The following is a 23,311-nucleotide window of genomic DNA, read 5'->3' on the forward strand; positions in this document are numbered from 1 at the left end:
CCTAGAGCTGCAGCTTGATCAGGTCTTCCATCGCGCCAACGATCTTGTTGCGCGCCTGCATGAGCATCGTGAAGGAGAGGCTCGCCTGCTGACTGGCCAGCATCGCGCCGACCAGGTCATCGCTGCGGCCGCTGTCGACGGCCGCCATCTTTTCGCCGGCGGCCCGGTCCTGTTCGTTCACGCCGTCGATGATCTGGCGCAGGCCCGCAGCGAAATCGCTGCCGGCGCCGTCCTGAAACCGTTCGCCTGCAAGGCCGGGCTGGATCTGCGGCAGTGACAGGGAGCGCGCATCGCCGTCGATGCGCGTCTGCAGTGCGGCGATCGACGCTTCCATTCCATTTCCCATATCGGCCTCGCTTCGACAGTTGGTACGGCGCGGCATGGCGGCGACTCGCAGAGTGCGAGCAGCACGGTCAGCCTGACCCGAGGGAGCGTATCGACATGGAGACACCGGCATTGAGGCACGCAATTCGAATCTGATAGGCAGTGCTCCCGCACGCCGGTTTTTAATGCAATCCCTTCACGACGATTGCCTGCATCACCCGGCTTGCGCAAACGACGATGCAGGGTTCCCCCTGAAACTGCTGCGCGCATCTTCCTCATCTTTCACGCGCGCCACTACGTAGCTTCACGCAGAGCCGCCTAAGAAATTTCATCGACGTCGCCGCAGCGAAAAAAAATTCGCGCTACAAATTTTTCTCCGGCGATAAAGATTTTCGCGTCGCCCCCGATACACGGGAACGTCGACACATTCACGCGAGCCGCTTCATCACCATGGACACGATCACACGCACGGCTGCGCGGCCCTACCAGGTGCTCGATCCGCGCACCATGGGCCGGCCGGTGCATCTGCTCGGCAGATACACCGATCGTTTCCGCAAGGACCTGAGCGGGCTGTTCCAGCAGTGGTTCAACCGCCGCTATCGCTCGCAGTTCGAGATCGGCGAAGTCACGGTCGAGACCACGAAGGCACCCGCGACGCCGCGCTGGCTGAGCTTCGGCGCCCACGCCGGCCGCATGTCGTTCGCCGCCGATCGCAGCGTGCTGCTGTGCATCCTCGCGTATCGCTACGGCGTGCAACCGACGGCGCTGCCCGCCGGCAGCGATGCGAGCGACGATGCGAACGAACCGGAAACGGCGACCGAAGAACGCCTGGCATCGCGCCTGGGTCATCAGTTGACCAGCGCCGCTGCCGCCGCGATCGAAGCGCTGCAGCCGGACGCCGCTGCCGGCGCGAACGCGCCGCGACACGAATTCTCGCCGAGCGCCGCGGCGTTGCCGGACGACGCCTGGACCCTGCGCGTCCGCGTGAGCGAGCGCGTGCATCGCATCGACGGCACGCTCTGGTTCCGGCTCGACGAACACTGGATCGCCCGCCTGCTGCGCGGACTCGCGCCCGACCGCGAACGCGGCAAGTCGCGCACCGCCGCCGGCACGCCGGCACAACCCCTGCCCGCACGACTGCAGCTGACGCTCGATGCACGGGTGCTCGAGAAGCAGATGCCGCTCGGGACGTTGCTGGATCTGCGCATCGGCGACGTCATCCCCATCACGCTCGGCACGAGCGACGTGCTGATCGGCGACTCGCGCCTGTTCACGGCGAGCGTCGCCGAGAACAAGGGGAAGCTGTGTCTCACCTGTTTCGAAGACGTGGAGTAAGCCCGTGAACCTGACCGATGCCCCCCTGCCCGACAACCGGCCGGACAACCTGCCCGACAATCTGCTGACCGATCTGCCGGACCCGCTGGACGAAGCGGTCGTCGCGCCGCCGGCACCGCCCGTCGCGCCGCCGCGCCGCGATTTCGCGCAGATGATGCGCAGGATTCCGGTGACGCTGACGCTCGAGGTCGGTTCCACACGCCTCTCGCTGCAGGAACTCGCCGCCATCGAACCCAACAGCGTGATCGAACTCGACACGCTCGCCGGCCAGCCGCTGATCATCAAGGTGAACGGCACGCCCATCGGCCGCGCCGAGGTGGTGGTGAGCGGCGAGAACTACGGCCTCAAGGTGCTTGAACTGAGCGATCTGGACTTGGGTTCGCTCACGTGACGATCTGCGGCCTGCGCAACGTCCGCAGCTGCCGCATCGTGACCTGCCTGGTCGCGGTGGCGGCCGCGCTCGGCGTGCTGCTGTGGCCGGAGGCCGGCATCGCGGCGCCGATCAGCATCGTCGGCGCCACCAGCGACGGCACGACCACCGAGTTCACCGTCAAGATGCAGGTGCTGGTCATCATGACGCTGCTCGGGCTGCTGCCCATGATGATGCTGATGATGACCAGCTTCACGCGTTTCGTGATCATCCTGGCGCTGCTGCGCCAGGCGCTCGGCCTGCAGCAGGGCCTGCCGAACCGCATCGTCACCGGCGTGGCGCTGATCCTGACGCTGCTGGTCATGCGCCCGGTCGGCGAGCAGATCTGGACGCAGGCGCTGGTGCCCTACGATCAGGAACAGATCGGCTTGCAGGAGGCGCTGAAGCTGGCCGAAGCGCCGCTGTCGCGCTTCATGCTCGCCCAGACGCACAAGGGCGCGCTGGCGCAGATTTCACAACTGGCCGGCGAAGGCCCGGTCGCCGATCCCGCCGATCACGCCTTCCTGGTCAAGCTCGCGGCCTTCGTGCTGAGCGAACTGAAGACCGCCTTCCAGATCGGCTGCATGCTGTTCATTCCCTTCCTGGTCATCGACCTGGTGGTGTCATCGGTGCTGATGGCGATGGGCATGATGATGCTCTCGCCGCTGGTCATCTCGCTGCCGCTGAAGCTGCTGCTGTTCGTGCTGGTGGATGGCTGGACGCTCACGGTGCATACGCTGGTCACCAGCATCCAGGTCTATTAGCGACGCACGCGCGCGCGGAAATCCACTCATGCTCACGTCGGACATCGCCGTCGATCTCATCAGTCACTGCATGCGCCTGGTCATGGTGATGGTGGCCGTGCTGGTCGTGCCGGGCATGATCGTCGGCCTGCTGGTCGGCCTGTTCCAGGCCGCGACGCAGATCAACGAACAGACGCTGAGCTTCCTGCCGCGCCTGATGATGACGCTGCTGGCGATTGCGCTGGCGGGCCACTGGCTCGCCGGCCTGCTGATGGACTTCTGCGTGCAGGTCTTCCGGCAGGCGCCCACCCTGGTCGGCTGACCGGCGGGACGGATGCACGACATGGAACTTGCGCTACAGCAGCTGCCTTCCCTGCTCACGATGCTGTGGTGGCCGTTCTGCCGCGTGCTGGGCATGTTCAGCGCGGCGCCGATCATCGGCGAGAACATGGTGCCGGTCAGCGTGCGCGTGCTGCTGTCGCTGGCGCTGGCCGTCGTGCTGATGCCGACGGTGGCGCCCGTCGCGGTCGAGCCGTTGTCCATGCATGCGCTGCTGCTCACGGCGGAACAGGCGCTGATCGGCTTCGGCATCGGGCTGGCGTTCCATCTGACCGTGGCCATCATCATGGTGCTGGGCTTCATGGTCTCCTCGCAGATGGGACTGTCGATGGCCGTGATGAACGATCCGATGAGCGGCACTTCCTCGGACGTGGTGTCGGCGCTGCTGTACGTCCTGTGCATCTTCGTGTTCTTTTCCATCGACGGCCACCTGGTGCTGGCCGGCGTCGTCGGCGCGAGCTTCCGCGCCTGGCCGGTCGGCGGCGGCGTGGACTTCGTCACGCTGCAGAGCGTCGCCTACAACGTCGCCTGGGTATTCTCCGCCGCGCTGCTGCTGGCCATTCCGGTGATCTTCTCCGCGCTGGTGGTGCAGCTGGGCTTCGGCTTCCTCAACCGCGTCGCGCCGGCGCTCAATCTGTATGCGCTCGGCTTCTCCGCCGTGACCGTGTTCGGGCTGTACATGCTCGGCCACATCGTGCGCTCGGTGCCGGAACACTACGTCCGCATGACCCGGCAGGTGCTGGAAATGCTGCGGCAGGGAATGCACTAGGCGGCGCCTCATGTCGGAACAGTCGAACGACGACAAGAGCGAAAAAGCCTCGGCGCAGAAACTGCGCAAGGGCCGCGAGAAGGGCCAGGTCGCCCGCTCGCGCGACTGGGCCACCGCGGTCGGCATCTTCGTGTGCCTGCAGTTGATCGTGATGCTGACACCCGGCTATCTGGAGGATCTGCGCCTGCTGTTCGCCCGCAGCTTCGCGCCGCTGCTCGGCGCCCCGGGCGATCTGGAGACGGCCAACTCGGCATTGTTCGCCACCACCATGATGCTCATCGTGAAAATGGTGCTGCCGCTGTTTGCGGTGCCGGTGATCGTCGGCATCGCCTCGATGTATCCGGGCGGCTGGATCATGAGCGCAGCGCCGCTCGCGCCGAAACTGGAGCGCGTCAGTCCGATGTCGTACTTCAAGCGCATCTTCAAGATGAAGCACGTCGTGGAGACAGTCACCGCCGCGCTCAAGGCGGCGGCGCTGCTGGCGGTGCTCTACTACATGGCCCGCGGCAGCGTCGATGACTACCTGCGGCTGCAGTCGCTGCCGCTGGACCAGGCGCTGTACGCCGCGGCGCAGCTCATGCTCGATGGCGTGATGGCGTTGTGCGCGGTGTTCATCGGTTTCGCCCTCATCGATCTGCCGGTGCAGTCGTTCGTCTTCCTGCGCGACCAGCGCATGAGCAAGCGCGAAGTGAAGGAAGAGCACAAGAGCAACGAAGGCCGCCCCGAGGTGCGTCAGCGCATCCGCCAGTTGCAGACGCAGATGGCCCGGCGCGGCATGCGCAAGACGATCCCCACCGCGGACGTCGTCATCGTCAATCCGGAACACTACGCCGTGGCGCTCAAGTACGACGAGAAGCGCGCCGCCGCGCCATTCGTCATCGCCAAGGGCATCGACGAGATGGCGCTCTACATCCGCCAGATCGCGACGGGCCACGGCGTCGAGATCGTGCCGCTGCCGCCGCTGGCGCGCGCCATCTACAACACCAGCCAGGTCAACCAGCAGATTCCGGCCGCGCTCTATCAGGCAGTGGCGCGCGTGCTCGGCTACGTGCTGCAGATCAAGGCGTTCCGCAACGGACGCCGCCGCTCGCAGCCGGACCTGCCGTCGGACCTGGCCGTTCCCGATCACCTGACGTGACCTCACCATGAACGCATTCACCCGCGCGATCACCGAACTGCGCCGTCACCGCGCAGCGGCGCCGCTGTTCCTGCTCGCCCTCGTCGGCATGATCATCCTGCCGCTGCCGCCGCTGGTGCTGGACGTGCTGTTCACGTTCAACATCGTGCTGGCGCTGATCGTCGTGCTGGTCGCCGTGACCAGCCGCCGGCCGCTGGACTTCGCCGTGTTCCCGACGGTGATCCTGGCCGCCACGCTGATGCGCCTGACGCTGAACGTGGCCTCGACGCGCGTGGTGCTGCTGCACGGTCATGAAGGCACGCATGCCGCGGGCGACGTCATCGAGGCGTTCGGCAATGTCGTGATCGGCGGCAACTTCGTCGTCGGCCTGGTGGTGTTCGTCATCCTGATGATCATCAACTTCGTGGTGGTGACGAAAGGCGCCGAGCGCATCTCCGAAGTGTCCGCGCGCTTCACGCTCGATGCACTGCCCGGCAAGCAGATGGCAATCGACGCCGATCTCAACGCCGGCTTGATCAATCAGGAGAAGGCGCAGGCGCGACGGCGCGAAGTGGCCTCGGAAGCCGACTTCTACGGCGCGATGGACGGCGCCTCCAAGTTCGTGCGCGGCGACGCCATCGCCGGCATCCTGGTCCTGGTGATCAATTTGATCGGCGGCGTGGCGATCGGCGCGGTGATGCACGATCTGTCGTTCGGCGACGCCTTCCGCCTGTACGCGCTGCTGACGATCGGCGACGGCCTGGTGGCGCAGATCCCGGCGCTGCTGCTGGCCGCCGCCGCCGCCATCGTCGTCACGCGCGTCAGCGATTCGGGCGATTTCGAGCAGCAGGTCAGCGCGCAGATGCTGGCATCGCCCGGCGTGCTGTACGGCGCGGCCGGCATGATGCTGGTGCTGGGGCTGATTCCCGGCATGCCGTGGCTGACCTTCCTGGCCTTTGCCGCCGTGCTCGCCTTCGCGGCATGGCGCATGGATCGCAAACCCGCGCAACCTGCGGCCGAAGTGGCCGCGGAAGCGGCCCTGCTGACACAGCCGGCGCCGGAACTCGACTGGCGCAGCCTGCCGTTCGTGGAACCGATGTCGGTTGCGGTGGGCTACAAGCTCGCCGCGCTGCTGGACCCGTCGCAGGGCGCGGCGCTCGGCAAACGCCTGCGCGGCGTGCGCCAGACCCTCAGCGAATCCATGGGCATCCTGTTGCCGCCGATCGCGGCGCGCGACGATCTTGCGCTGAAGCCCTCGCACTACAGCGTGCTGCTGCACGGCACGAGCATCGCCCAGGCCGAGGTGTTCCCCGATCGGCTCATGGCCATCGCCTCGGCGCAGGTCTACGGCGAACTCGACGGCATTCCCGGCACCGAGCCCGCCTATGGCATGCCGGTGTGGTGGATCGCCACGGAAGATCGCGCCAATGCGCTGGGGCTGGGCTACCAGGTCGTCGACGCCGCCAGCGTGATCGCGACCCACGTCGCGAAACTGGTGCGCGACCATCTTCCGGAACTGCTGCGCCACGAAGACGTGTCGGCGCTGATCGAACGGCTCACTGCGCTGTCGCCGAAACTCGCGGCGGCGCTGGAGAAGGCGCTCACGCATAGCCAGCTGCTGAAGGTGTTCCGCCTGCTGCTCACGGAACACGTCTCGCTGAAGGACATCGTGCCGATCGCCACGACGCTGCTGGAAAGCGCCGAGACCACCAAGGATCCGATCCTGCTGGCCGCCGAAGTGCGCTGCGCGTTGCGCCGGCAGATCGTGGCCTCGCTCATCGGGGCGTCGAACCAGATGAAGGCGTTCAACCTGAGCGGCGAACTGGAGAACATGCTGCTCGGTTCGCTCAACCAGGCCGGCCAGCAGGGGAACAGGATCGCGCTCGACAACTATCCCGTCGATCCGAACCTGCTGTCGCAGCTGCAGACCAACATGCCGGTGGCGCGCGAACAGATGAAGCAGCAGGGCGCCGCGCCGCTGCTGCTCGTGATGCCGCAAATCCGGCCGCTGCTGTCGCGCTATGCGCGCCTGTTCGCGCCGGGCCTGGCCGTGCTGTCGTACAACGAGATCCCGGAACAGCGCGAGGTCAGCATCATCGGCTCGCTGGGCTGACGCGCGCATCACTGCCCGATCGCCGGCACCACCTGCAGCAGCACCACGGTCGCCTCCGACAGCGTCCGGAACAGCGCGCGCGACGAACGCGGCGCCGTGCGGTGCGACTGCGGCCCCTGGTCGAGCGGATCGCCGAGCCGCGCGATCTGCGTTTCACCGCACACGAGCCGCAACTGCGTGAGCCGCACGCCGGCGCGCTCCAGCGCCTGCACGATGCGCGACAAGGCGTTGCGCACCGGCTGCGCGGCGTGCGAACGCGCCAGCGCGATCTCCAGATCGATGCCGCCGGGCAGCCATTGCACCCGCACCACCACCGGCCCGAGCGCCTGCGGCGCGAACTCCACGCACAACACCGGTCCGCGCAATCCGCGCTGGCGCTGCCGGCGCGCATGCTCTTCGGTCCGCACCAGTCCGAGCAGCACCTGCACGCCGCCCCAGGCATAGACGGGAAACAGCCAGTAGTTGAGCGGCGACGCCGGCGGCGCTACGGCGGCCGGCTCGCGAAACGGCGCCGGGCCCATCATCGTGACCGCCGACTGCACCGACAGGCGTGCGCCCCAGCGAGCCAGCGCGAGGTCGCGCCACGACTGCGCCAGCGCGGCCGCATCCGGCGCCTGCCACGCCATCTGGCGCAGCGCCGCCTGGTCCAGACGCATGGCCGCCTGTCGCGTCACGGCGGCGGCGCCCTCCTCCTGAACGCGGGCCGCGGACGCGCCGCTGCGGATCGGGCCCGCTTCCACTTCGAGTTCCAGTACCGGTTCGTTCGCCAGCACACGCACGCGCAACGCATCGCCGGCTTGCAGGCTGCGCTGCCACTGCGCCGGCACGGGAACCCGCAGCGTCATGCCGTTGCTGAGCGTCGCCAGATGACCGTCGCCCGCCGCCTCGCCGTACGTCAGCAGCAGCGACTCGCCCGGCGCCGGCAACCGGTCATGTCGGCCCTGGAGCGGCCGCGCCTGCACGAGGGCGGAGATGCGTTCGAGCTTCATGAACTCACGGCGCACAAATGAAAAGAGCCAGCCGCTCGACGCGGCCGGCTCCGGAAGTCGTTGCAGAATCGTCGCCCGTCATGCCACGGCGACTCCACAGCGGGCCTTACTGCATCAGCGAGATCACGAGCTGCGACAGGCTGCTGCTCTGCTTCAGGGCCGAGGTGCCGGCCTGCATCAGCAACTGCTTGGCAGTCGAGTTCGACGTTTCGGCAGCGTAGTCCACGTCCAGGATGCGGCCGCGCGAAGCGGTCGTGTTCGTGATCATGTTGCCGAGGTTGTTGTACACGTGTTCGAGACGGTTGGAGGCCGCACCGAGCTGCGCGCGCACCGTGCCGACGGCGGTAATGGCGTCGTTGATGTCCGTGATGACGGCGTTCGTGGCCGCAGCCGCCGTCAGTTCGTCGCCCGGGGTCGCGTTGTCCGGCGTGCCGTACTGCGCACCGACCGCATCCAGGGCCGTTGCCAGATCGCCGAGGCTGGTCTCCGTGTCGATTTCCATCGTCTCGGCGGCGCTGGCGCCGATCTGGAACGTGAGCGCGGTGGACAGCAGACCGCCGGTGCCGTCGGTCTCCGTGCCGTCGCTGAACAGGTTCTGGCCGCCGAACGACGTCGTGCGCATGATGTTGTTGAGTTCCTGGCCCAGCGCGTCGAATTCCGCCTGCAGCGCCGTCTTGTCGTCGGCCGTGGTGGAGGCGTTGAAGGCTTCGGTGGCGAGATCCTTCATGCGCAGCAGCACGTTGGTCAGTTCCGTGAACGCGCCTTCGGCCGTCTGCATCATGGAGATGCCGTTCTGGGTGTTCTTCTGCGCCACGGCCATGCCGCGCGTCTGCGCATTCAGGCGAACCGCGATCTGCAGACCGGCGGCATCGTCCATCGCCGAGTTGACGCGATAGCCGGTGCCCAGGCGGGTCAGCGAGGTCGTGAGGGCTTTCTGCGTGCTGCCGACGGCGTTCTGCGAGGACAGTGCCGCGGCATTGGTGTGAAGACTGAGCATTTCAAGAAACTCCTGTGGTTGATGGCGGGAGCGACACCGTCTGGATATTTCGCGCCCTCGACAACACAAGGCGACGGCCGCGACAGCGGCCTTAAATCGGACCCGCGGCGGAAACCGGGCCGGGAATGGGATGCGATTCACAGTTCGACACGGTGGCGCGACTCCCTAATAATCGGGCGCACCCCGCGCACACACGGTCACGTCGAAATTGCTCCGGCCCCTGCCGCTTCTCTTCTTATTCCTGCTGTTTGAATGGATCGTTCCTGCAGCGCATGCCGAGGAACCTACCGCCCTCGACGGTCGCTGGTCCTATCACTGGGACGATCCGCCGCGCGCCGCCGGTTCCGGCGTCTGGCAACCCGACGATGCGAACTGGCAGGCAATACCCTCGCCCGGTGATCCGGGAGACCACCAGGGTCACGAAATCCTCTGGCTGAAGCTCGAGCTGCCGCAGGGCGAGTGGCGCGATCCGCACCTGTTCGTCAGCAGCATCGACATCAATGCCCAGGTGTTCGACGGCAGCGGACGACTCCTTTATCAATACGGCGACATCGACGCTTCCGGTCGCGGCCGCTTTGCCGGCTGGCCCTGGCATCTCATCCGCGTGCCGCACGAGAGTCTGGGGCAGCCGCTCTATTTCCGCGTCTTCTCCGATTACGAAGACATCGGACTCGCCGGCACGATCATGCTCGGCGAGCGCGCCGACCTGCTGCAGCAATGGGTCTACGGTCGCGGCTTCATGGGTATCGTGTTCACGGCGTTCGTGTTCGTCGTCGGACTCATCTGCCTGTGCCTCGGCCTCGCCAAGCGCGACCGCCTGATGGCGTGGGCAACGGCGCTGCTGTCATTCGATCTGGCCTTGATGATGTTCGCCGAGAACGAACTGAGCCAGCTGGTCGCGTTCACGCCGCTGCTGTGGCGACAGATCGCCGCGTATACCTATTTCGTCGTCCCCGGGCTCGTGGCCTGCGTGATGCTGGCGGCGTTCCGCAGATCGCCGCCGCGCAGCGCTTACGCCGTGCTGTCTGTATCGCTGGCCTATGCCATCGGCGTCATGCTGCTCTCGGCAACGGGACAGTTGAGTTTCGTGAATGCCTACCCGCCTTTCGATGTGCTGCTGATCGTGCTGATGACGGTCCTGCTGATCGAGGGTGTGCTGCGCCTGCGGCCGGTGACGCCCGAAGGCTGCCTCACCGTCGGCGGCCTGTTCGCGATCTTCGTTGCGCTGCTCGTCGACATGGCGAGTGCGCACGGCTTCATTCCCTGGACGGGACGCACGGCGCAGTGGGGACTGAGCATCTTCGCCGTCTCGGCGCTCGGCGTGTACACGATCCGCGTCTGGCGACAACGACAGGAACTGCTGCATCTGCAGCACTCGCTGGAACAGAAGGTCGCCGAGCGCACGCGCGAACTCGAAGCAAGCCGGGAGCGGCTGCTGCAGTTCGCCCACGAGGACCATCTCACCGGACTGCTCAACCGGCGCGCGTTCATGAGCCAGGCCATGCAGACGGTGGCGCAGGCCATGCGTCACCGCGAACCCATCGCGCTGGTGCTGTTCGACGTCGACCATTTCAAGGCCATCAACGATCAGCACGGTCACGCCGTGGGCGACGAAGTGCTGCGCGCCATCGCCGACGCGGTGCGCAGCAACAGTCGCGTCAGCGATCTCGTGTGCCGCTACGGCGGCGAGGAGTTCGTCGTGCTCATGCCGCGCACCACGGCGGAAGCGGCGCTGGCGCTGGTCGAACGCCTGCGCACGGCCATTGCCGCCATCGCCGTCGAAGGCCGCGACGCGCGCCGCCTGAGCATCAGCGTCAGCATCGGCCTGATCGTCCTGGGCGAGCCCACCAGCCCGATGCAGGATCCGGAACGCATGCTCGACCAGCTCCTGTCGCAGGCCGACGCCGCCATGTACCAGATCAAGAACAGCGGCCGGAACGGCGTCAATCTCACCCACGGCCTGTGGTCGGCCGATACGGGCGCCTGGGAAGCCAGCCGCAAGAGCGGCCTGCAGCCGTAGGTCGGGCTGGAGGATTTTTCTGCCCTGTGGGGCCGGCTTCAGCCGGCCTCTTTTCGGAAGTCAGGCTGAAGCCTGACCTACAGAAACTTTTCGGAAGTCAGGCTGAAGCCTGACCTACAGAAAACCCCCATCCGGAAAACCCCTGATTCTGGCGATCGCCGATTGACAACCTGCCCCTGCCTCGGCACCCTCTGCCTCGGCAATACCTGCCCAAGCAATAATTATCTTCGGCAATGTCGGTCAAACACTTCGATGTAAAGACGTTCCAGGCGTCGCGCAGTCTCGGCTACCTGCTGAAGATGTCTCATTCGCTGATGCATGACGCCGGCGCCGCGGCGCTGGCCGGGCACGACCTGAGCTTCGTCCAGTGGCTGGTGCTGCTCAAACTCAAGGAAGGCACCGCCGTGACGGCGAGCAATCTGTGCCGGCAGATGCGTTACGACAACGGCGCCCTCACCCGCCTGCTCGATCAGCTCGAGACGCGCGGCTTCATCGAGCGCAAGCGCAGCGAAGCCGACCGGCGAGTCGTCAATCTCGAACTGACGGCGGCCGGACGACGCAAGGTGACGGAACTGCTGCCGCCCATCGTCGACAACCTCAACAACATTCTCGGCGACTTCAGCAAGACGGAGTTCGCCGAGCTGGTACGCCTGCTGAGCAAGCTCATGGACAACCTGAAAGCCTACGAGCGGCCGCCGGCCGGGGACGATGCATCATGAGAATCGCCTGGACCCTGGCGGCAGCGTTCGCCCTGGGCGGCTGCGTATTTCCGCAGGTCGAAGATCCGGCGACCGCGCCCGTCGCGACGGAATCGCTCGGTCTCGATGGCGACAGCATCGCGCCCGCCGACGCCCGGTGGTGGACGGCGCTGGGCGATCCGCAGCTCGACGCGCTGATCGAAGAAGCCCTGCGGGGCTCGCCGACCCTGGCGCAGACATTGGCGCGCGTGCGATCGGCGCAGGCACAAAGCGATGCCGCGGGCAGCGAGCGGCAGCCGCGCTTCACGTTCGATGCCGACGAGACGTATCAGCGTTTCTCGGAACACTTCTACATCCCGCCGCCGTACGGCGGTAACAACTACTGGGTCGGCCAGGCCACGGCCAACATGAGCTGGGACCTGGACTTCTGGGGCAGACAGTCCGCGCTCATTTCACAGGCGAATGCGCAGTTGGCCGCGAGCCAGCTCGACGTCGCTGCAGCCCGCCTCGCGCTCGCCGGCGCGATCACGCAGACCTATCTCGATCTGCACCGCGCCTGGGAAATGATCGACATCGCGACTCGTCTCGAGATCCAGCGCCAGCACCTGCTCGATCTGACCCGCCAGCGCGTGTCCGCGGGGCTGGATACGCAGATGGAAATCAAGATCGCCGAAGCGACGCTGCCTCAGGCGCGCAATGCACGGCTGCAGGCCGAAGGCGAGCGCGACGTCGCGTTGCACCGGCTGGCCGAACTGACCGGCCACGGCGCCGATCGCTACGCACAGATCAGCCGTCCGAAACTGACGCTCGATGCCGGCCTGTCGCTGCCGGACCACCTGCCCGCCGATCTGCTGGCGCATCGACCAGATGTTCTCGCAGCCCGCACACGCGTCGATGCAGCCACCGCGGGTCGCGAAGCCGCGCACGCCGAGTTCTACCCGAACGTCAATCTGAAAGCCTTCGTCGGCACGCAGGCCATCGGCCTCGACAAGCTGGTCGACGGCGGCAGCCTCATCTACGGCGCCGGCCCCGCCCTGCACCTGCCGATTTTCGACGCCAGGCGATTGCGCGCGAACTACAAGGGCGCGACGGCCGACCTCGATGCCTCGATCGCGGGCTACAACGAAACGGTACTCGCAGCCATTCGCGAAACCTCCGATCAGATCAGCCTGGGCGACTACTTCACGCAGCAGATCGACCAGGCCCAGCAGACCCTGGACGCGGCGGGCGCCGCCTATGACCTCGCGCAGAAGCGCTACGAGGCTGGCCTGTCGACGCAGCTCGTCGTGCTCGACGCCGAAAGCCGCGTGCTCGATGCCCGGCGCGATCTCGTGATCCTGAATTCGAACCGGCTGCTCAGTCGCGTGAACCTGTTGTTGATGCTCGGCGGCAGCTTCGATCCCGCTGCGCCGGCCTCTGGAGACATCTGAGATGAACTCGCCCGAACCCGTGGAACCCGCCGCTCCTGCCAACGACAAACGCCGCCAGCGACTGCTCGCACTGGCCGCCCTGGTGGCCGTCGCGGCCGTCGGCTACACAGCCTACTGGTGGCTGCACGCCCGCTATTTCGAGGAAACGGACGACGCCTACGTCGCCTCCGACATCGTTCCCATCACGAGCGAAGTCGCCGGCACCGTCACCGCCATTCATGTCGACGACACACAGCACGTCGAGAAAGGCCAGCTGCTGATCGAACTCGATCGCGCCGATGCCGAAGTCGCCATGGCCCAGGCCGAAGCAGAACTCGCGCGCACGGTGCGCGAAGTGCGCGGCCTGTATTCGCAGGCCGACGGCTTGCGCTCGCAGATCCGCGAACGCCAGCTGCAGCTCACGGCGGCGAAAGCCAACCTCGCGCGCCGCGAAAAGATCGCCGCCGATGGCGCGGTCTCGGCAGAAGAACTGCAGCACGCACACGACCAGGTCGACCAGCTCTCCGCCGCGCTGAACGCCTCGCGTGAATCGCTGCAGACCATCCAGGCACGCATCGACAACACGACACTGCAGGATCATCCGCAGGTGCTCGCGGCGTCCGCAAAAGTGCGCGAGTCGGCGCTAGCGCTCAAGCGTACGCGCATCGTCGCGCCGATCACCGGCACCGTCGCACGCCGCAGCGTGCAGATCGGCGCGCGCATCGCGCCGGGCGCGCCGCTGCTCGCCGTCGTCGGACTCGACGATGCCTGGGTCGACGCCAACTTCAAGGAAGTGCAGCTGCGGCACATCCGCGTCGGCCAGCCGGTCGAACTGCGCGCCGATGTCTATGGTCGCGATGTCGTCTACCAGGGCAAGGTCGCGGGCCTGAGTGCAGGCAGCGGCAGCGCCTTCGCCCTGCTGCCGGCACAGAATGCCAGCGGCAACTGGATCAAGATCGTCCAGCGCGTGCCGATCCGCATCGCGCTCGATCCGCAGGAACTCGCCGCCAATCCGCTGCGCGTTGGCCTGTCGATGCATGCGCGCATCGATCTGCACGACATCTCGGGTGCATTGCTGGCGACGCAGGTGCGCCGTTCGCCGCAACAGATCGCGGGCGGCGACGATGACGACGCTGCTGCGGCACGCATCGCCGAGATCATTGCTGCCAATGCCGGCGATTCGCGCGCGACTGCACGCCTCGCCCGGCCCTGATCGAGCCGTCACGTGAGCGCAGCCAGCTCCGCCGCCGTTCCTGCACCGCTGGCCGAAGGCTCGCGGTCGCTCATCGCCTCCGCACTGGCGCTGGGCACGTTCATGCAGGTGCTCGACACGACCATTGCGAACGTGTCGATCCCGACCATCGCCGGCAATCTCGGCGTGTCGACCGATCAGGGTACGTGGGTGATCACTTCGTTCGCAGTGGCGAACGGCATCTCCGTGCCCCTTACCGGCTGGCTGATGCAGCGCTTCGGCGTGGTCAAGGTCTTCGTCGCCGCGGTGGTGATGTTCACGATCGCTTCGTTCCTGTGCGGCATTGCGTGGAGCCTGTCGAGCCTGGTCGCGTTCCGCGTGCTGCAGGGCCTGGTTTCCGGCCCGATGGTGCCGGGCTCGCAGGCGTTGCTGCTGTCGATCTTTCCGGCCGAGCGCAAAGGCGCGGCGCTGGCCTTGTGGTCGATGACCACGCTGGTGGCGCCGATCGCGGGGCCGATCCTCGGCGGCCACATCTCCGACAACTATTCCTGGCCGTGGATCTTCTTCATCAACGTACCGGTGGGGCTGCTTTGTGCCGGCGTGTGCTGGCAGGGACTGAAGCATCGCGAGACGCCGACCCGCAAGCTGCCGATCGACATCGTCGGCCTGTCGCTGCTGGTCATGTGGGTCGGCGCGCTGCAGCTCATGCTCGATACCGGCAAGGATCAGGACTGGTTCTCCTCGCCGCTGATCGTGGCCGAAGCCATCATCGCCGGCGTCGGCTTCATCGCCTTCATCATCTGGGAGCTGGGCGAGAAGCATCCCATCATCGATCTGTCGCTGTTCCGCCGGCCCAATTTCGCGCTCGGCGTCGTCGTGATGTGCGTCGGCTATGCGATCTTCTTCGGCGCGGTGGTGATTCAACCGCTGTGGCTGCAGAGCTGGATCGGCTACACCGCCACCTGGGCCGGACTGGTCGCGGCGCCGAGCGGCGTCGTGGCCGTGCTCGTCTCGCCGCTAGTCGGCCGTTACCTCGATCGCTTCGATCCGCGCATGTTCGCCTCGGTGTCATTCGTCGCGTTCGGAATCTCCTATTTCATGCGCGCGAACTACACGGCCGATGCGAGCTTCGCCGCATTCGTCATGCCGCTGCTGGTGCAGGGTATCGGCATGTCGATGTTCTTCATCGCGGTGTTGAGCATCGTGCTGGAGGGCGTGCCGCCGGCGCAGATCCCCGCCGCATCCGGCCTGTCGAATTTCATGCGCATCACCGCCGGCGCCTTCGCCACCTCGATCATCACCACGTTCTGGGATCGTCATGCAGCGCTGCACCAGACACGGTTGGCCGAAGCCACCAGCGTGTTCGATCCGCGCCTGCAGCAATCGGTCGAGGCGATGCAGGGCCTGGGTTTCAGCGAGGAGCAGTCGCTCGGCGCTATCACCCACACGCTGTCGGGGCAGGCCTATCTGATGTCGATGCTCGACTACTTCTGGCTGTGCGGCTGGCTGTGCGTGCTGATGGCGGTACTGGTGTGGTTCACCCGACGACCGCAGGGGTCGGCCGGACCGGTCGCGGCCGACTGATTACTCGGCTACTTGGCCGGCCGCGGCAGCTCGTCCATGTGGCGCAGCTGCGGGAACAGGCGCATCCACAGTGCGGCGACCGTCAACGTCGCGATGCCGCCGATCACGACGGCGCGCACCGTGCCGAACCACGCTGCCGTGATTCCCGATTCGAACTCTCCCAGTTCGTTCGACGCGCCGACGAATACGGCATTCACCGCGCTGACCCGGCCGCGGATCTCGTCCGGCGTTTCCAGCTGCACCAGCAGGTGCCGCAGGTACACGCTCACCATGTCTCCCGCACCGAGCACGATCAGCGCGACGCAGGACAGCGCGAGACTCGTCGACAGACCGAAGACGATGGTTGCGACACCGAATGCACCGACGCCACCGAACAGCCAGCGGCCGACGTGCCGGGTCAGCGGCCGCGTCGCCAGCATCAGCGCGCAGATCATGGCGCCGATCGCCGGCGCCGTGCGCAACAGTCCCAGGCCAACGGAATTGGTGTGCAGGATGTCCTGCGCATAGACCGGCAGCAGTGCCGTCGCGCCGCCGAACAGCACCGCAAACAGATCGAGCGAGATCGCCCCGAGCACGACGGGTTTCGACTTCACGAACCTCAGGCCCGACAACAGCGACTGCAGCGTGACGCCGCGTGCACCGCTGCGCTCCGCGCGACCGCCGGTGCGCAATCGCGAGAGCAGCAGCGTCGAGATGCACAGCAGCCCGGCCACCGTACCGAAGACGACCGGAGCGCCGGCGAGATACAGCAGGCCGCCGAGCGTCGGACCGACGATGGTCGACACCTGGAAGACGGATTGATTGACCGCCAGCGCCCGCGGATAGATTTCCGGCTTCACCAGATTGGGCAGCAGCGCCTGAGACGCCGGCATGGCGAACGCGCGCGTGATGCCCAGCAGGGTCATGACCGCGAAGATCAGGTTGACGTTGCCTGCGCTGCGCAGCGACAGCAGCAGCAGGCACAGCGCCGAAACCATGTTCAGCAGGTAGCAGCCCGTCAGGATGCGGCGCCGGTCGTTGAAGTCGGCGACGTGACCCGCCGGCAGGATCAGCACCACGAAAGGCAGGAACTGCGACAGCCCGATGAGCCCGAGGTGCAGCGGATCGCGCGTCATCGCGTAGACCTGCCAGCCGACGGCGACCGTCTGCATCTGCACCGCCAGCGTCGACAGGCAGCGCGCCACCAGGTAGCGAATGAAATCGTGTTCGCCCGACAGGGCGAGGTGAGGCGCGGTCATCCGGAAGTCTGCAGGGCTTTCGAAGGCTGCGCAGGATACACATCCCAAACTGCCTCGGTCTCGATCACCTCGACAAAGCGTTCGGCATTGAAGCCTTCGGGGTACAGACTCGCGCCAGGCGCATCTGCATCCACTTCAGGCACCTCGCTGACTCCACCGTTCCCGGCGGGCGGTCGTCCAGGATCGTTCAACAGGTGCCGATCATCACGCAGTGCAATGAGCAGCTCTTCGATGGAGATCTTCAGAAAGCCGCCGAACCGCTGGTGGTCGCATTCGATGCACGTGTCGGCGATCCACACGTGTTGCCGGGTCGGAATCAGGCCCTCGGCCCAACCCAGCTGCGTGCGAAACCCCACGTCGGAAGAGATGGCCAGCAACACCGCTTCTGCCTTGCGCCGAAGCTGCTGACCGGCTTTGCGAAGCGCAGTGGTGGCGTGCAGCCAGGCATCGCGCTGGGATCGTCGCATGAACGTCGACTTCACCTCGATGATGAAGAGATGCCCGTCGAAGGTGGCGATCAGATCCACTTCGCCAGCGTCCTCCGCGTTGCGCGGCGGCGCCCAGTTGAGCAGCGTCCTGAACCCGCGCTCCTCGAGCAGTCTGGCGATCCCTGCTTCGATCCGTTGCGCCTCGTCCCGCGCCTGCCCGCGGCGCGCGCCGAGCCGCCTCAGGTTGTTGATCGCAGCCGTGCTGTTGTTCTGCACGCCGACGACCCACGGCAACTGCACCAGCGTCGCCCCGAACTTGAGGACCGGCCGCTCGAACAGATGGGGATGAAGACCTGGCTCATTGCGCTGCAGCCGTTCCGCCGTCGCGACCATGTCATGCGTCCAGAAGTCCAGGATCGCGGACGCCATCCGCGGATCGCCTCCCGGCTGCGACTTCGTGACGGTCCACCCGGTGATCTTGGACACCTTGGAGTCCCGACCCGACCAGGTGAGCGGCAGTCGGTTCTGGAGCCCGTCGCGAAGGCCATCCATGGCCAGACGCTGCAACGCGACGATCCAGTCGCCCGAAGCATCGACACGTTCGGCGAAGGCGGCCAGGAAGTCCCGCAGGAAGAAGGCGGACATCAGGTCGAGCGACAGCAGCGCGCGGAAGAGATCGACCGTGTCTCCGGCGTCGGACGTCACCGTGTCGGCGACACCGTACGCCTCACGCAGTCGAAGCTGCGCTTGCAGAGCCCGCAGCCAGGCCAGCCGGTTGGCCTCCGCGTTCTCCGCTCGACCGATCATCCATGCGGCCTGATCGGCGGCCACCTGCTCGACGTAGGTGTCGACCGCGCGGTGGAACCAGTATCCATGCAGGCGCCCGAGCTTCAGCCCGTCGCGTTGCCACGCCTCCCGTGCGGCCGGATCCACCTCGACGATCTCGAGCCGATCGCCACGCCTCTCGAACCGAACACCGTCGTCGTAGCTGAATGCGTCAGCGGACCTGGAGATGAACTCGTTCAACTCGATCTGCGCGTCCATCAGCGCGTGAAAGGCGTGCAGATTCCGCAGGGCTTCGCCCGCGCCGGCCGTGCCGGATTCGAAGAGAACCGGTCGAAGATGCCGCGCAAGCGACCTTCCGATGCCGTCGTCCGTCAGCTTCAGTGACGAACTGCTGGTCCCTGCGAGCTTCCACGCAAGCAGATCGCTGAGTGCATCCCAGGCGACCTGAACATCCACTCCGGAGGGCAGTGCGGACGCCTTGACATCGAAGTCCCTCGGAACGAGCACTTCGAAGGCGTAGAGGCTCGCGTAGAGCAGGAGATCGAAGACCGACAACCCCGCCAGCTGCGCCTTCTGCGCGTCCAGGACCGCGACCCGTTCGTGGTGCGCCTGGGCGAACAGATCGAGCATCCGACACAGCTCGGCGACTGCTTCGTTCTCGATCGCGGCCTGGTCCAGTTCAATTCGCCGTGGCGAGTGCGATTTCAAGACGAGCCCGGAGCGTCTGACCGCGTGGACCAGCACCTCGGGCGTCTCGCGCGCAATCCGCGTCACCAATCCATCGGTAGTCACGAACTCCTGCCCGAAATATCGCACCAGGGCGAGCAACATCGCCTCGCCACCCCACACGTCGGGCTGGCAGCTCTTCACGACATCGCTCGCCCAGAAGAGGCTGTCCCGTTCCTTCTTCGTGGCCTTCTTCTTGCCAGTGCGTACAGGCTTTCCGTCAAGATAAGCAGTCGCGATTCGCTCGACGGCGATCCGCTGCGCGACACCGTCGCCAATCAACCGAGCGAACAGGTCGTCATAGTAGTTCGTCACGCGCTGATCCATGAGCGGATGTCTGCCAAGGTCACCGCTTTGCCATCAGCCCGACCGATGGAAGAACGGCTTGAGGACCATGGAGCGCGATAGATGTTGATTACCCGGCATCCGCTACGAGCAACGTGAACTGCGACCTGCCGATCAACTTCCTGAAGTCCCGATCGAAACTCACCAGGTGTTCGCCAAGATGAATGGTTGCAGCGGCCAGCCAGGCATCCGGAATGGCATTGCCCTTGAGCTGCTTCTCAACGCAAAGCTGTCTCAGACGCGGCCACTCGGCCCCCAGCTCCGCGAGGCGAACACCTTGAGCGGCAAGCAGCGCATCGATAAAGGCGACAGCGTCCTCGACGGGAGTCGGTTCCGGGAAGATCCTGGGGCTGCTCACCAGACGCAGGAAGCTGGCGATCACCATTGGCATCAAGACCAAAGTGCTGCCAGAAGCCGCAGCAGAGGCGGCCTGTTCCAGCCACCTGCGCGCGATCGAGTGGTGGGGATGGTCGCTGCGCGACGCAGCGACGAGGACATTGACGTCAGGCGTCATCGCCCAATGCTGCCAACATCGCCTTGTTGCTCAGCGGGTCGACTCCGGTCGCCAGACCTCCACGCCCCTTGAATACAGGAAGGCGGAGCTTGCCGCGCTGAGGCGCCGCCTGACTTCGAAGGCGCAGTTCCAGGCCCTCCTCGATCACGCGAGTCAGACTGGTGCGCTGCTGCGCCGCAAGTGCCTTGGCGTCGGCCAGCAACTGGTCGTTGATGTCGAGTGTTGTCTTCATGGATCGATGCTACAGATTTCTGTATTTCGAAAGCAAGCAGGCGCATTTTCACGCTCATGGCGTGGGTAGATTCAGACGTTCTCTCTAACCTGACGGCGCGCCGCGAAAAACGACCGCAGCAATCCGCTGCATTCCCCGGCGAGTACACCAGTCGTCATGTCCAGCCGATGGTTGAGTGCAGCGTGCTGCACGATGTTGAAGACCGACCCTGCCGCGCCCGCCCGCGGATCGGTGGCGGCATAGACCAGCCGCTTCACGCGGGCATGCACCATCGCACTGGCGCACATCGCACACGGCTCCAGCGTTACGTAGAGCGTCGTGTCGAGCAGGCGGTAATTGCCGATGTTCTGGGCAGCGGCGCGCAGTGCAATCATTTCTGCGTGGGCGGTCGGATCGCTGGTGCTGATGGGCCGGTTCCAGCCTTCCGCCAGCAGGTTGCCGTCCTTGACGATGACTGCGCCCACGGGAACCTCGCCTGCTGCCTGCGCCATCTGCGCGAGCCGGATCGCATGACGCATCCAGTGGGCGTCGATCTCGGCGATCGGGGTGAAAGACGGGTCCGGCTGATTCATGCGCGGGAGGATAGCGGATTCCGTACTGGCTCTTGCACGGTCCAGCGAGGGAAGCGAACGGCTTTCATGCAATGACCTCGCTCCGACAACTAGGCGGACATCACGACGAGAACTCGTGATGATGTTCATACTCCCCTGACCAACGACCTGACACAGCGCTATCCCGCACGCCGGGCCCTTGCTTTCGACAAATTCGACACACCATGGGCCGGCTGCCTGGTCGAAGGTTGTTCATACGCGAAGAGATCGCCGGGCTGGCATTCCAGGATCTCGCACAGTTTTTCCAACGTGCCGAATCGGATGGCGCGCGCCCTGCCGGTTTTCAACACGGAAAGATTCTGTGGCGTGATGCCGATGCGGTCGGCCAGCTCATTGAGCCGCATCTTTCTACGCGCCAGCATGACATCGAGATTGACAACGATCGGCATGTACTCACTCTCAAATCAAACTAGATCACCAATGCCTGCTCGGCTTCCAGCTCTCGATTTTCATCGCGAATCTCCCGGCCGACGTCCATCACCCAGGAAACAAAAATGATAACGACGCCCGCATACAGGGGCCAGAACGAGCCAAAAGAACCGACATTCACGTCCACTGGCGGTAACCATGGCTGCGGACCCGCCTGCACCAGCAAATAGGCGAACAAGGCCGGCAAGAACTGCGCTGCGAATCCGAGCAATGTAGTGACTCCGATCTGCCGGATCTGGCGGATGTTGTCTGGGGCAAAGATATCGCCCCTCGCATAGTTACCGAAAAGCTTGAACATGTGATACGTAAACTTCAGCAGCCACGCGAAATAAAGCAGCACAACAAGACCGAGCAGAATTTTGGACTCGGCACTGACGATCTGATCGATGGAGACCCTGCGATAGAGAGCGTCGCCCGGTTCAACGCGACCCAAACCAATGCCGATGCTCCAGATCGACGAGGCGCTTCCCACATTCAAACCCCAACTGCCCGAGGTCGGGGCAAATGCAATGATCGATAGCCACGCGGCCAGCCAGAGACCAATGGCGCCCATGTACATCCCGCACAGCCGTTTCGCTGCGCCGCTGAATCTCTTTATCGCGGATAACCGTGATTCTGCTTTCGTACTCATGCCTGCTCTCGTAGCGGATCGGTGAATGAACGCAGCGAACAAGAATAGCCACGACCATGCGATTGTCAATCAATAATTATTGATATACGATAATTAAAGATCGATATTCAGTCGACCACGCCATGTACGTTCGCAGGACGCCCGGAGACTACGCATGCACCCCCGCCTTCTTCTGGCATTGACCTGCATCGGATCGATCCTTGCTTCGGTTGCAGCGCATGCAGCAACGTCATCACCGAATCTGAAGATCGTATCAACCGGTCCCGCGTTACAAGTCCGGACCGATCGATATGTCCTGCATTCTGAGCGCGCAGGTCGCGACTTCCTGATCGAAGTGACGCGTCCGGGACCGCCCGGCATTCAATCCGTTGATGCGTCCACGCCGCCTGACCAGAAATTTCCGGCAATCTACGCGCTTGATGGCGGCTACGATCTCATCGGGCCTACTGCGCGTCTGCTTACTGCGTTCGGAATCGTGGCGCCGACGTACGTAATCGCCATCGGCTATCCAAACGAGAGCGGCATCCACATCGGCCCGCGCGAGATCGATCTGATCCACGTACATATCGAACGAAAAAGCGGCGACACACGCCCAGCGGGCGATGGCGGCGCGGCGTTCGAGGCATTCATCGTCGAAGATCTGCGCCCTTTCCTTGAAGCTCGCTATCCACTGGACCCGCAGCAGGCCGTGCTGTTTGGCCACTCGCTAGGCGGCCTCTTCGCCGCCACCGTGCTCGTCAACAAACCACACGCTTTTGCAGGCTATTTGATCGGCAGTCCCTCGCTCGCCAACGATCTATCGATCCTCGACAAAGCGAAAACGATAGCGCCCCAGGGAGAAGGACGACGCGTGTTCATCACGTCGGCGCCGGACGATCTGCAGCTTACTCGGGCGCTGCCGCTCGCCGCTGCGCTGTCCGGTGCGGGTTCGACTTTTGTCGTGCGTCAACACACCTTTCAGGATCTGAACCACGGAACGTCGTATTTCTCGATTGCGCATACGGCGTTGCCGTTCCTGTTGCCGCCGACCACACCGCTTGCTGCGACGCGAAAGGCGATTACCCTCGATCCGCAACTCATCCAGCGTTACGCGGGCAGCTTTCAACTTGCACCGAATCTGATCGCAAAGTTGACGGCCGAGAACAGTCATCTGTTCGTGCGACTGACAGGCCAGGCCGAGTTCGAACTCTTTCCGGAATCCGAAACCGAATTCTTCTTCAAAGTGGTCGATGCGCAGGTCACCTTCGTGAAGGACGGCGCAGGCAACGTTTCGCACCTCGTGCTGCATCAGTACGGAAGAGACATGTCCGCGCCGAGAATCGGCGAATAGGCG

The 23,311-nt window shown here is 65.1% G+C and carries 23 protein-coding genes; 13 read left to right on the forward strand and 10 right to left on the reverse strand.

From position 1 onward, the window contains the following. Window position 1: 1 nt before the first annotated feature. On the reverse strand, window positions 2-334 hold the full coding sequence (locus V7D81_RS01160; RefSeq protein ID WP_324313932.1) for a flagellar hook-basal body complex protein FliE: 333 nt from the start codon (window positions 332-334) through the stop codon (window positions 2-4). 440 nt (window positions 335-774) lie between these two features. Between V7D81_RS01160 and V7D81_RS01165 the strand changes: the two genes are divergently transcribed. From V7D81_RS01165 to V7D81_RS01195, 7 genes are all read left to right on the forward strand, one after another. After that, window positions 775-1,659 carry a FliM/FliN family flagellar motor C-terminal domain-containing protein gene (locus V7D81_RS01165; RefSeq protein ID WP_324313933.1) on the forward strand — a complete coding sequence of 295 codons (885 nt, stop codon included), beginning with the start codon at window positions 775-777 and terminating at the stop codon, window positions 1,657-1,659. Window positions 1,660-1,663: 4 nt separating this feature from the next. Then, window positions 1,664-2,050, forward strand: coding sequence for a FliM/FliN family flagellar motor switch protein (locus V7D81_RS01170; protein WP_324313934.1), 387 nt, complete (start codon window positions 1,664-1,666; stop codon window positions 2,048-2,050). Between the two features lie 77 nt (window positions 2,051-2,127). Beyond that, window positions 2,128-2,832: a flagellar type III secretion system pore protein FliP gene (fliP, locus tag V7D81_RS01175; protein ID WP_442958326.1), complete on the forward strand. Its 705-nt coding sequence runs from the start codon at window positions 2,128-2,130 to the stop codon at window positions 2,830-2,832. A 28-nt stretch (window positions 2,833-2,860) separates the two neighbouring features. Continuing rightward, window positions 2,861-3,133 (forward strand): flagellar biosynthesis protein FliQ, encoded by a 273-nt coding sequence (gene fliQ, locus V7D81_RS01180; protein ID WP_324313936.1) that lies wholly within the window; start codon window positions 2,861-2,863, stop codon window positions 3,131-3,133. 21 nt (window positions 3,134-3,154) lie between these two features. After that, window positions 3,155-3,919, forward strand: coding sequence for a flagellar biosynthetic protein FliR (gene fliR, locus V7D81_RS01185; RefSeq protein WP_324313937.1), 765 nt, complete (start codon window positions 3,155-3,157; stop codon window positions 3,917-3,919). 10 nt (window positions 3,920-3,929) lie between these two features. Beyond that, window positions 3,930-5,057: a flagellar type III secretion system protein FlhB gene (gene flhB / locus V7D81_RS01190; RefSeq protein ID WP_324313938.1), complete on the forward strand. Its 1,128-nt coding sequence runs from the start codon at window positions 3,930-3,932 to the stop codon at window positions 5,055-5,057. Window positions 5,058-5,064: 7 nt separating this feature from the next. Next, the gene (locus V7D81_RS01195; RefSeq protein WP_324313939.1) at window positions 5,065-7,149 is read left to right on the forward strand and encodes a flagellar biosynthesis protein FlhA; all 2,085 of its coding nucleotides are present in this window, start codon (window positions 5,065-5,067) and stop codon (window positions 7,147-7,149) included. A gap of 8 nt (window positions 7,150-7,157) precedes the next feature. Here the strand turns inward: V7D81_RS01195 and V7D81_RS01200 are convergent, their stop codons facing one another. Then, window positions 7,158-8,138, reverse strand: a complete 981-nt coding sequence (locus V7D81_RS01200) for a hypothetical protein (RefSeq protein WP_324313940.1) — start codon at window positions 8,136-8,138, stop codon at window positions 7,158-7,160. Window positions 8,139-8,244: 106 nt separating this feature from the next. After that, complete coding sequence (locus V7D81_RS01205) at window positions 8,245-9,135, reverse strand: flagellin N-terminal helical domain-containing protein (RefSeq protein WP_324313942.1); 891 nt, start codon at window positions 9,133-9,135, stop codon at window positions 8,245-8,247. A gap of 208 nt (window positions 9,136-9,343) precedes the next feature. Here V7D81_RS01205 and V7D81_RS01210 point away from each other — a divergent pair, with 208 nt between their 5' ends. From V7D81_RS01210 to V7D81_RS01230, 5 genes are all read left to right on the forward strand, one after another. After that, a complete protein-coding gene (locus tag V7D81_RS01210; RefSeq protein WP_324313943.1) occupies window positions 9,344-11,155 on the forward strand; it encodes a GGDEF domain-containing protein in 1,812 nt (603 codons plus the stop codon). Between the two features lie 233 nt (window positions 11,156-11,388). After that, window positions 11,389-11,874 (forward strand): MarR family winged helix-turn-helix transcriptional regulator, encoded by a 486-nt coding sequence (locus V7D81_RS01215; RefSeq protein ID WP_324313944.1) that lies wholly within the window; start codon window positions 11,389-11,391, stop codon window positions 11,872-11,874. Further along, complete coding sequence (locus tag V7D81_RS01220; protein WP_324313945.1) at window positions 11,871-13,283, forward strand: efflux transporter outer membrane subunit; 1,413 nt, start codon at window positions 11,871-11,873, stop codon at window positions 13,281-13,283. The genes V7D81_RS01215 and V7D81_RS01220 overlap by 4 nt, the downstream gene beginning before the upstream one ends. Window position 13,284: 1 nt before the next feature. Then, complete coding sequence (locus V7D81_RS01225) at window positions 13,285-14,475, forward strand: HlyD family secretion protein (protein WP_324313947.1); 1,191 nt, start codon at window positions 13,285-13,287, stop codon at window positions 14,473-14,475. Window positions 14,476-14,487: 12 nt separating this feature from the next. Further along, a complete protein-coding gene (locus V7D81_RS01230) occupies window positions 14,488-16,038 on the forward strand; it encodes a DHA2 family efflux MFS transporter permease subunit (protein ID WP_324313948.1) in 1,551 nt (516 codons plus the stop codon). A gap of 8 nt (window positions 16,039-16,046) precedes the next feature. Here V7D81_RS01230 and V7D81_RS01235 read toward each other — a convergent pair whose 3' ends face one another. From V7D81_RS01235 to V7D81_RS01265, 7 genes are all read right to left on the reverse strand, one after another. Next, on the reverse strand, window positions 16,047-17,276 hold the full coding sequence (locus V7D81_RS01235; RefSeq protein WP_324313949.1) for an MFS transporter: 1,230 nt from the start codon (window positions 17,274-17,276) through the stop codon (window positions 16,047-16,049). Continuing rightward, window positions 17,273-19,543, reverse strand: a complete 2,271-nt coding sequence (locus tag V7D81_RS01240) for a hypothetical protein (protein WP_324313950.1) — start codon at window positions 19,541-19,543, stop codon at window positions 17,273-17,275. The genes V7D81_RS01235 and V7D81_RS01240 overlap by 4 nt, the downstream gene beginning before the upstream one ends. An 88-nt stretch (window positions 19,544-19,631) precedes the next feature. Continuing rightward, on the reverse strand, window positions 19,632-20,075 hold the full coding sequence (locus tag V7D81_RS01245; protein WP_324313951.1) for a TA system VapC family ribonuclease toxin: 444 nt from the start codon (window positions 20,073-20,075) through the stop codon (window positions 19,632-19,634). Continuing rightward, window positions 20,065-20,307 (reverse strand): DUF6364 family protein, encoded by a 243-nt coding sequence (locus V7D81_RS01250; protein ID WP_324313952.1) that lies wholly within the window; start codon window positions 20,305-20,307, stop codon window positions 20,065-20,067. Before V7D81_RS01250 ends, V7D81_RS01245 begins: the two co-directional genes overlap by 11 nt. Before the next feature lie 71 nt (window positions 20,308-20,378). Continuing rightward, the gene (gene tadA / locus V7D81_RS01255; protein WP_324313953.1) at window positions 20,379-20,879 is read right to left on the reverse strand and encodes a tRNA adenosine(34) deaminase TadA; all 501 of its coding nucleotides are present in this window, start codon (window positions 20,877-20,879) and stop codon (window positions 20,379-20,381) included. 158 nt (window positions 20,880-21,037) lie between these two features. After that, window positions 21,038-21,307 carry a helix-turn-helix domain-containing protein gene (locus V7D81_RS01260; protein ID WP_324313954.1) on the reverse strand — a complete coding sequence of 90 codons (270 nt, stop codon included), beginning with the start codon at window positions 21,305-21,307 and terminating at the stop codon, window positions 21,038-21,040. 20 nt (window positions 21,308-21,327) lie between these two features. Then, a complete protein-coding gene (locus tag V7D81_RS01265; RefSeq protein ID WP_324313955.1) occupies window positions 21,328-21,978 on the reverse strand; it encodes a DUF2975 domain-containing protein in 651 nt (216 codons plus the stop codon). 154 nt (window positions 21,979-22,132) lie between these two features. Between V7D81_RS01265 and V7D81_RS01270 the strand changes: the two genes are divergently transcribed. After that, window positions 22,133-23,308, forward strand: a complete 1,176-nt coding sequence (locus V7D81_RS01270; protein WP_324313956.1) for an alpha/beta hydrolase-fold protein — start codon at window positions 22,133-22,135, stop codon at window positions 23,306-23,308. The last annotated feature ends 3 nt before the right edge of the window (window positions 23,309-23,311 follow it).

Source organism: Povalibacter sp. (assembly GCF_036735925.1).
Classification (GTDB): domain Bacteria; phylum Pseudomonadota; class Gammaproteobacteria; order Steroidobacterales; family Steroidobacteraceae; genus Steroidobacter.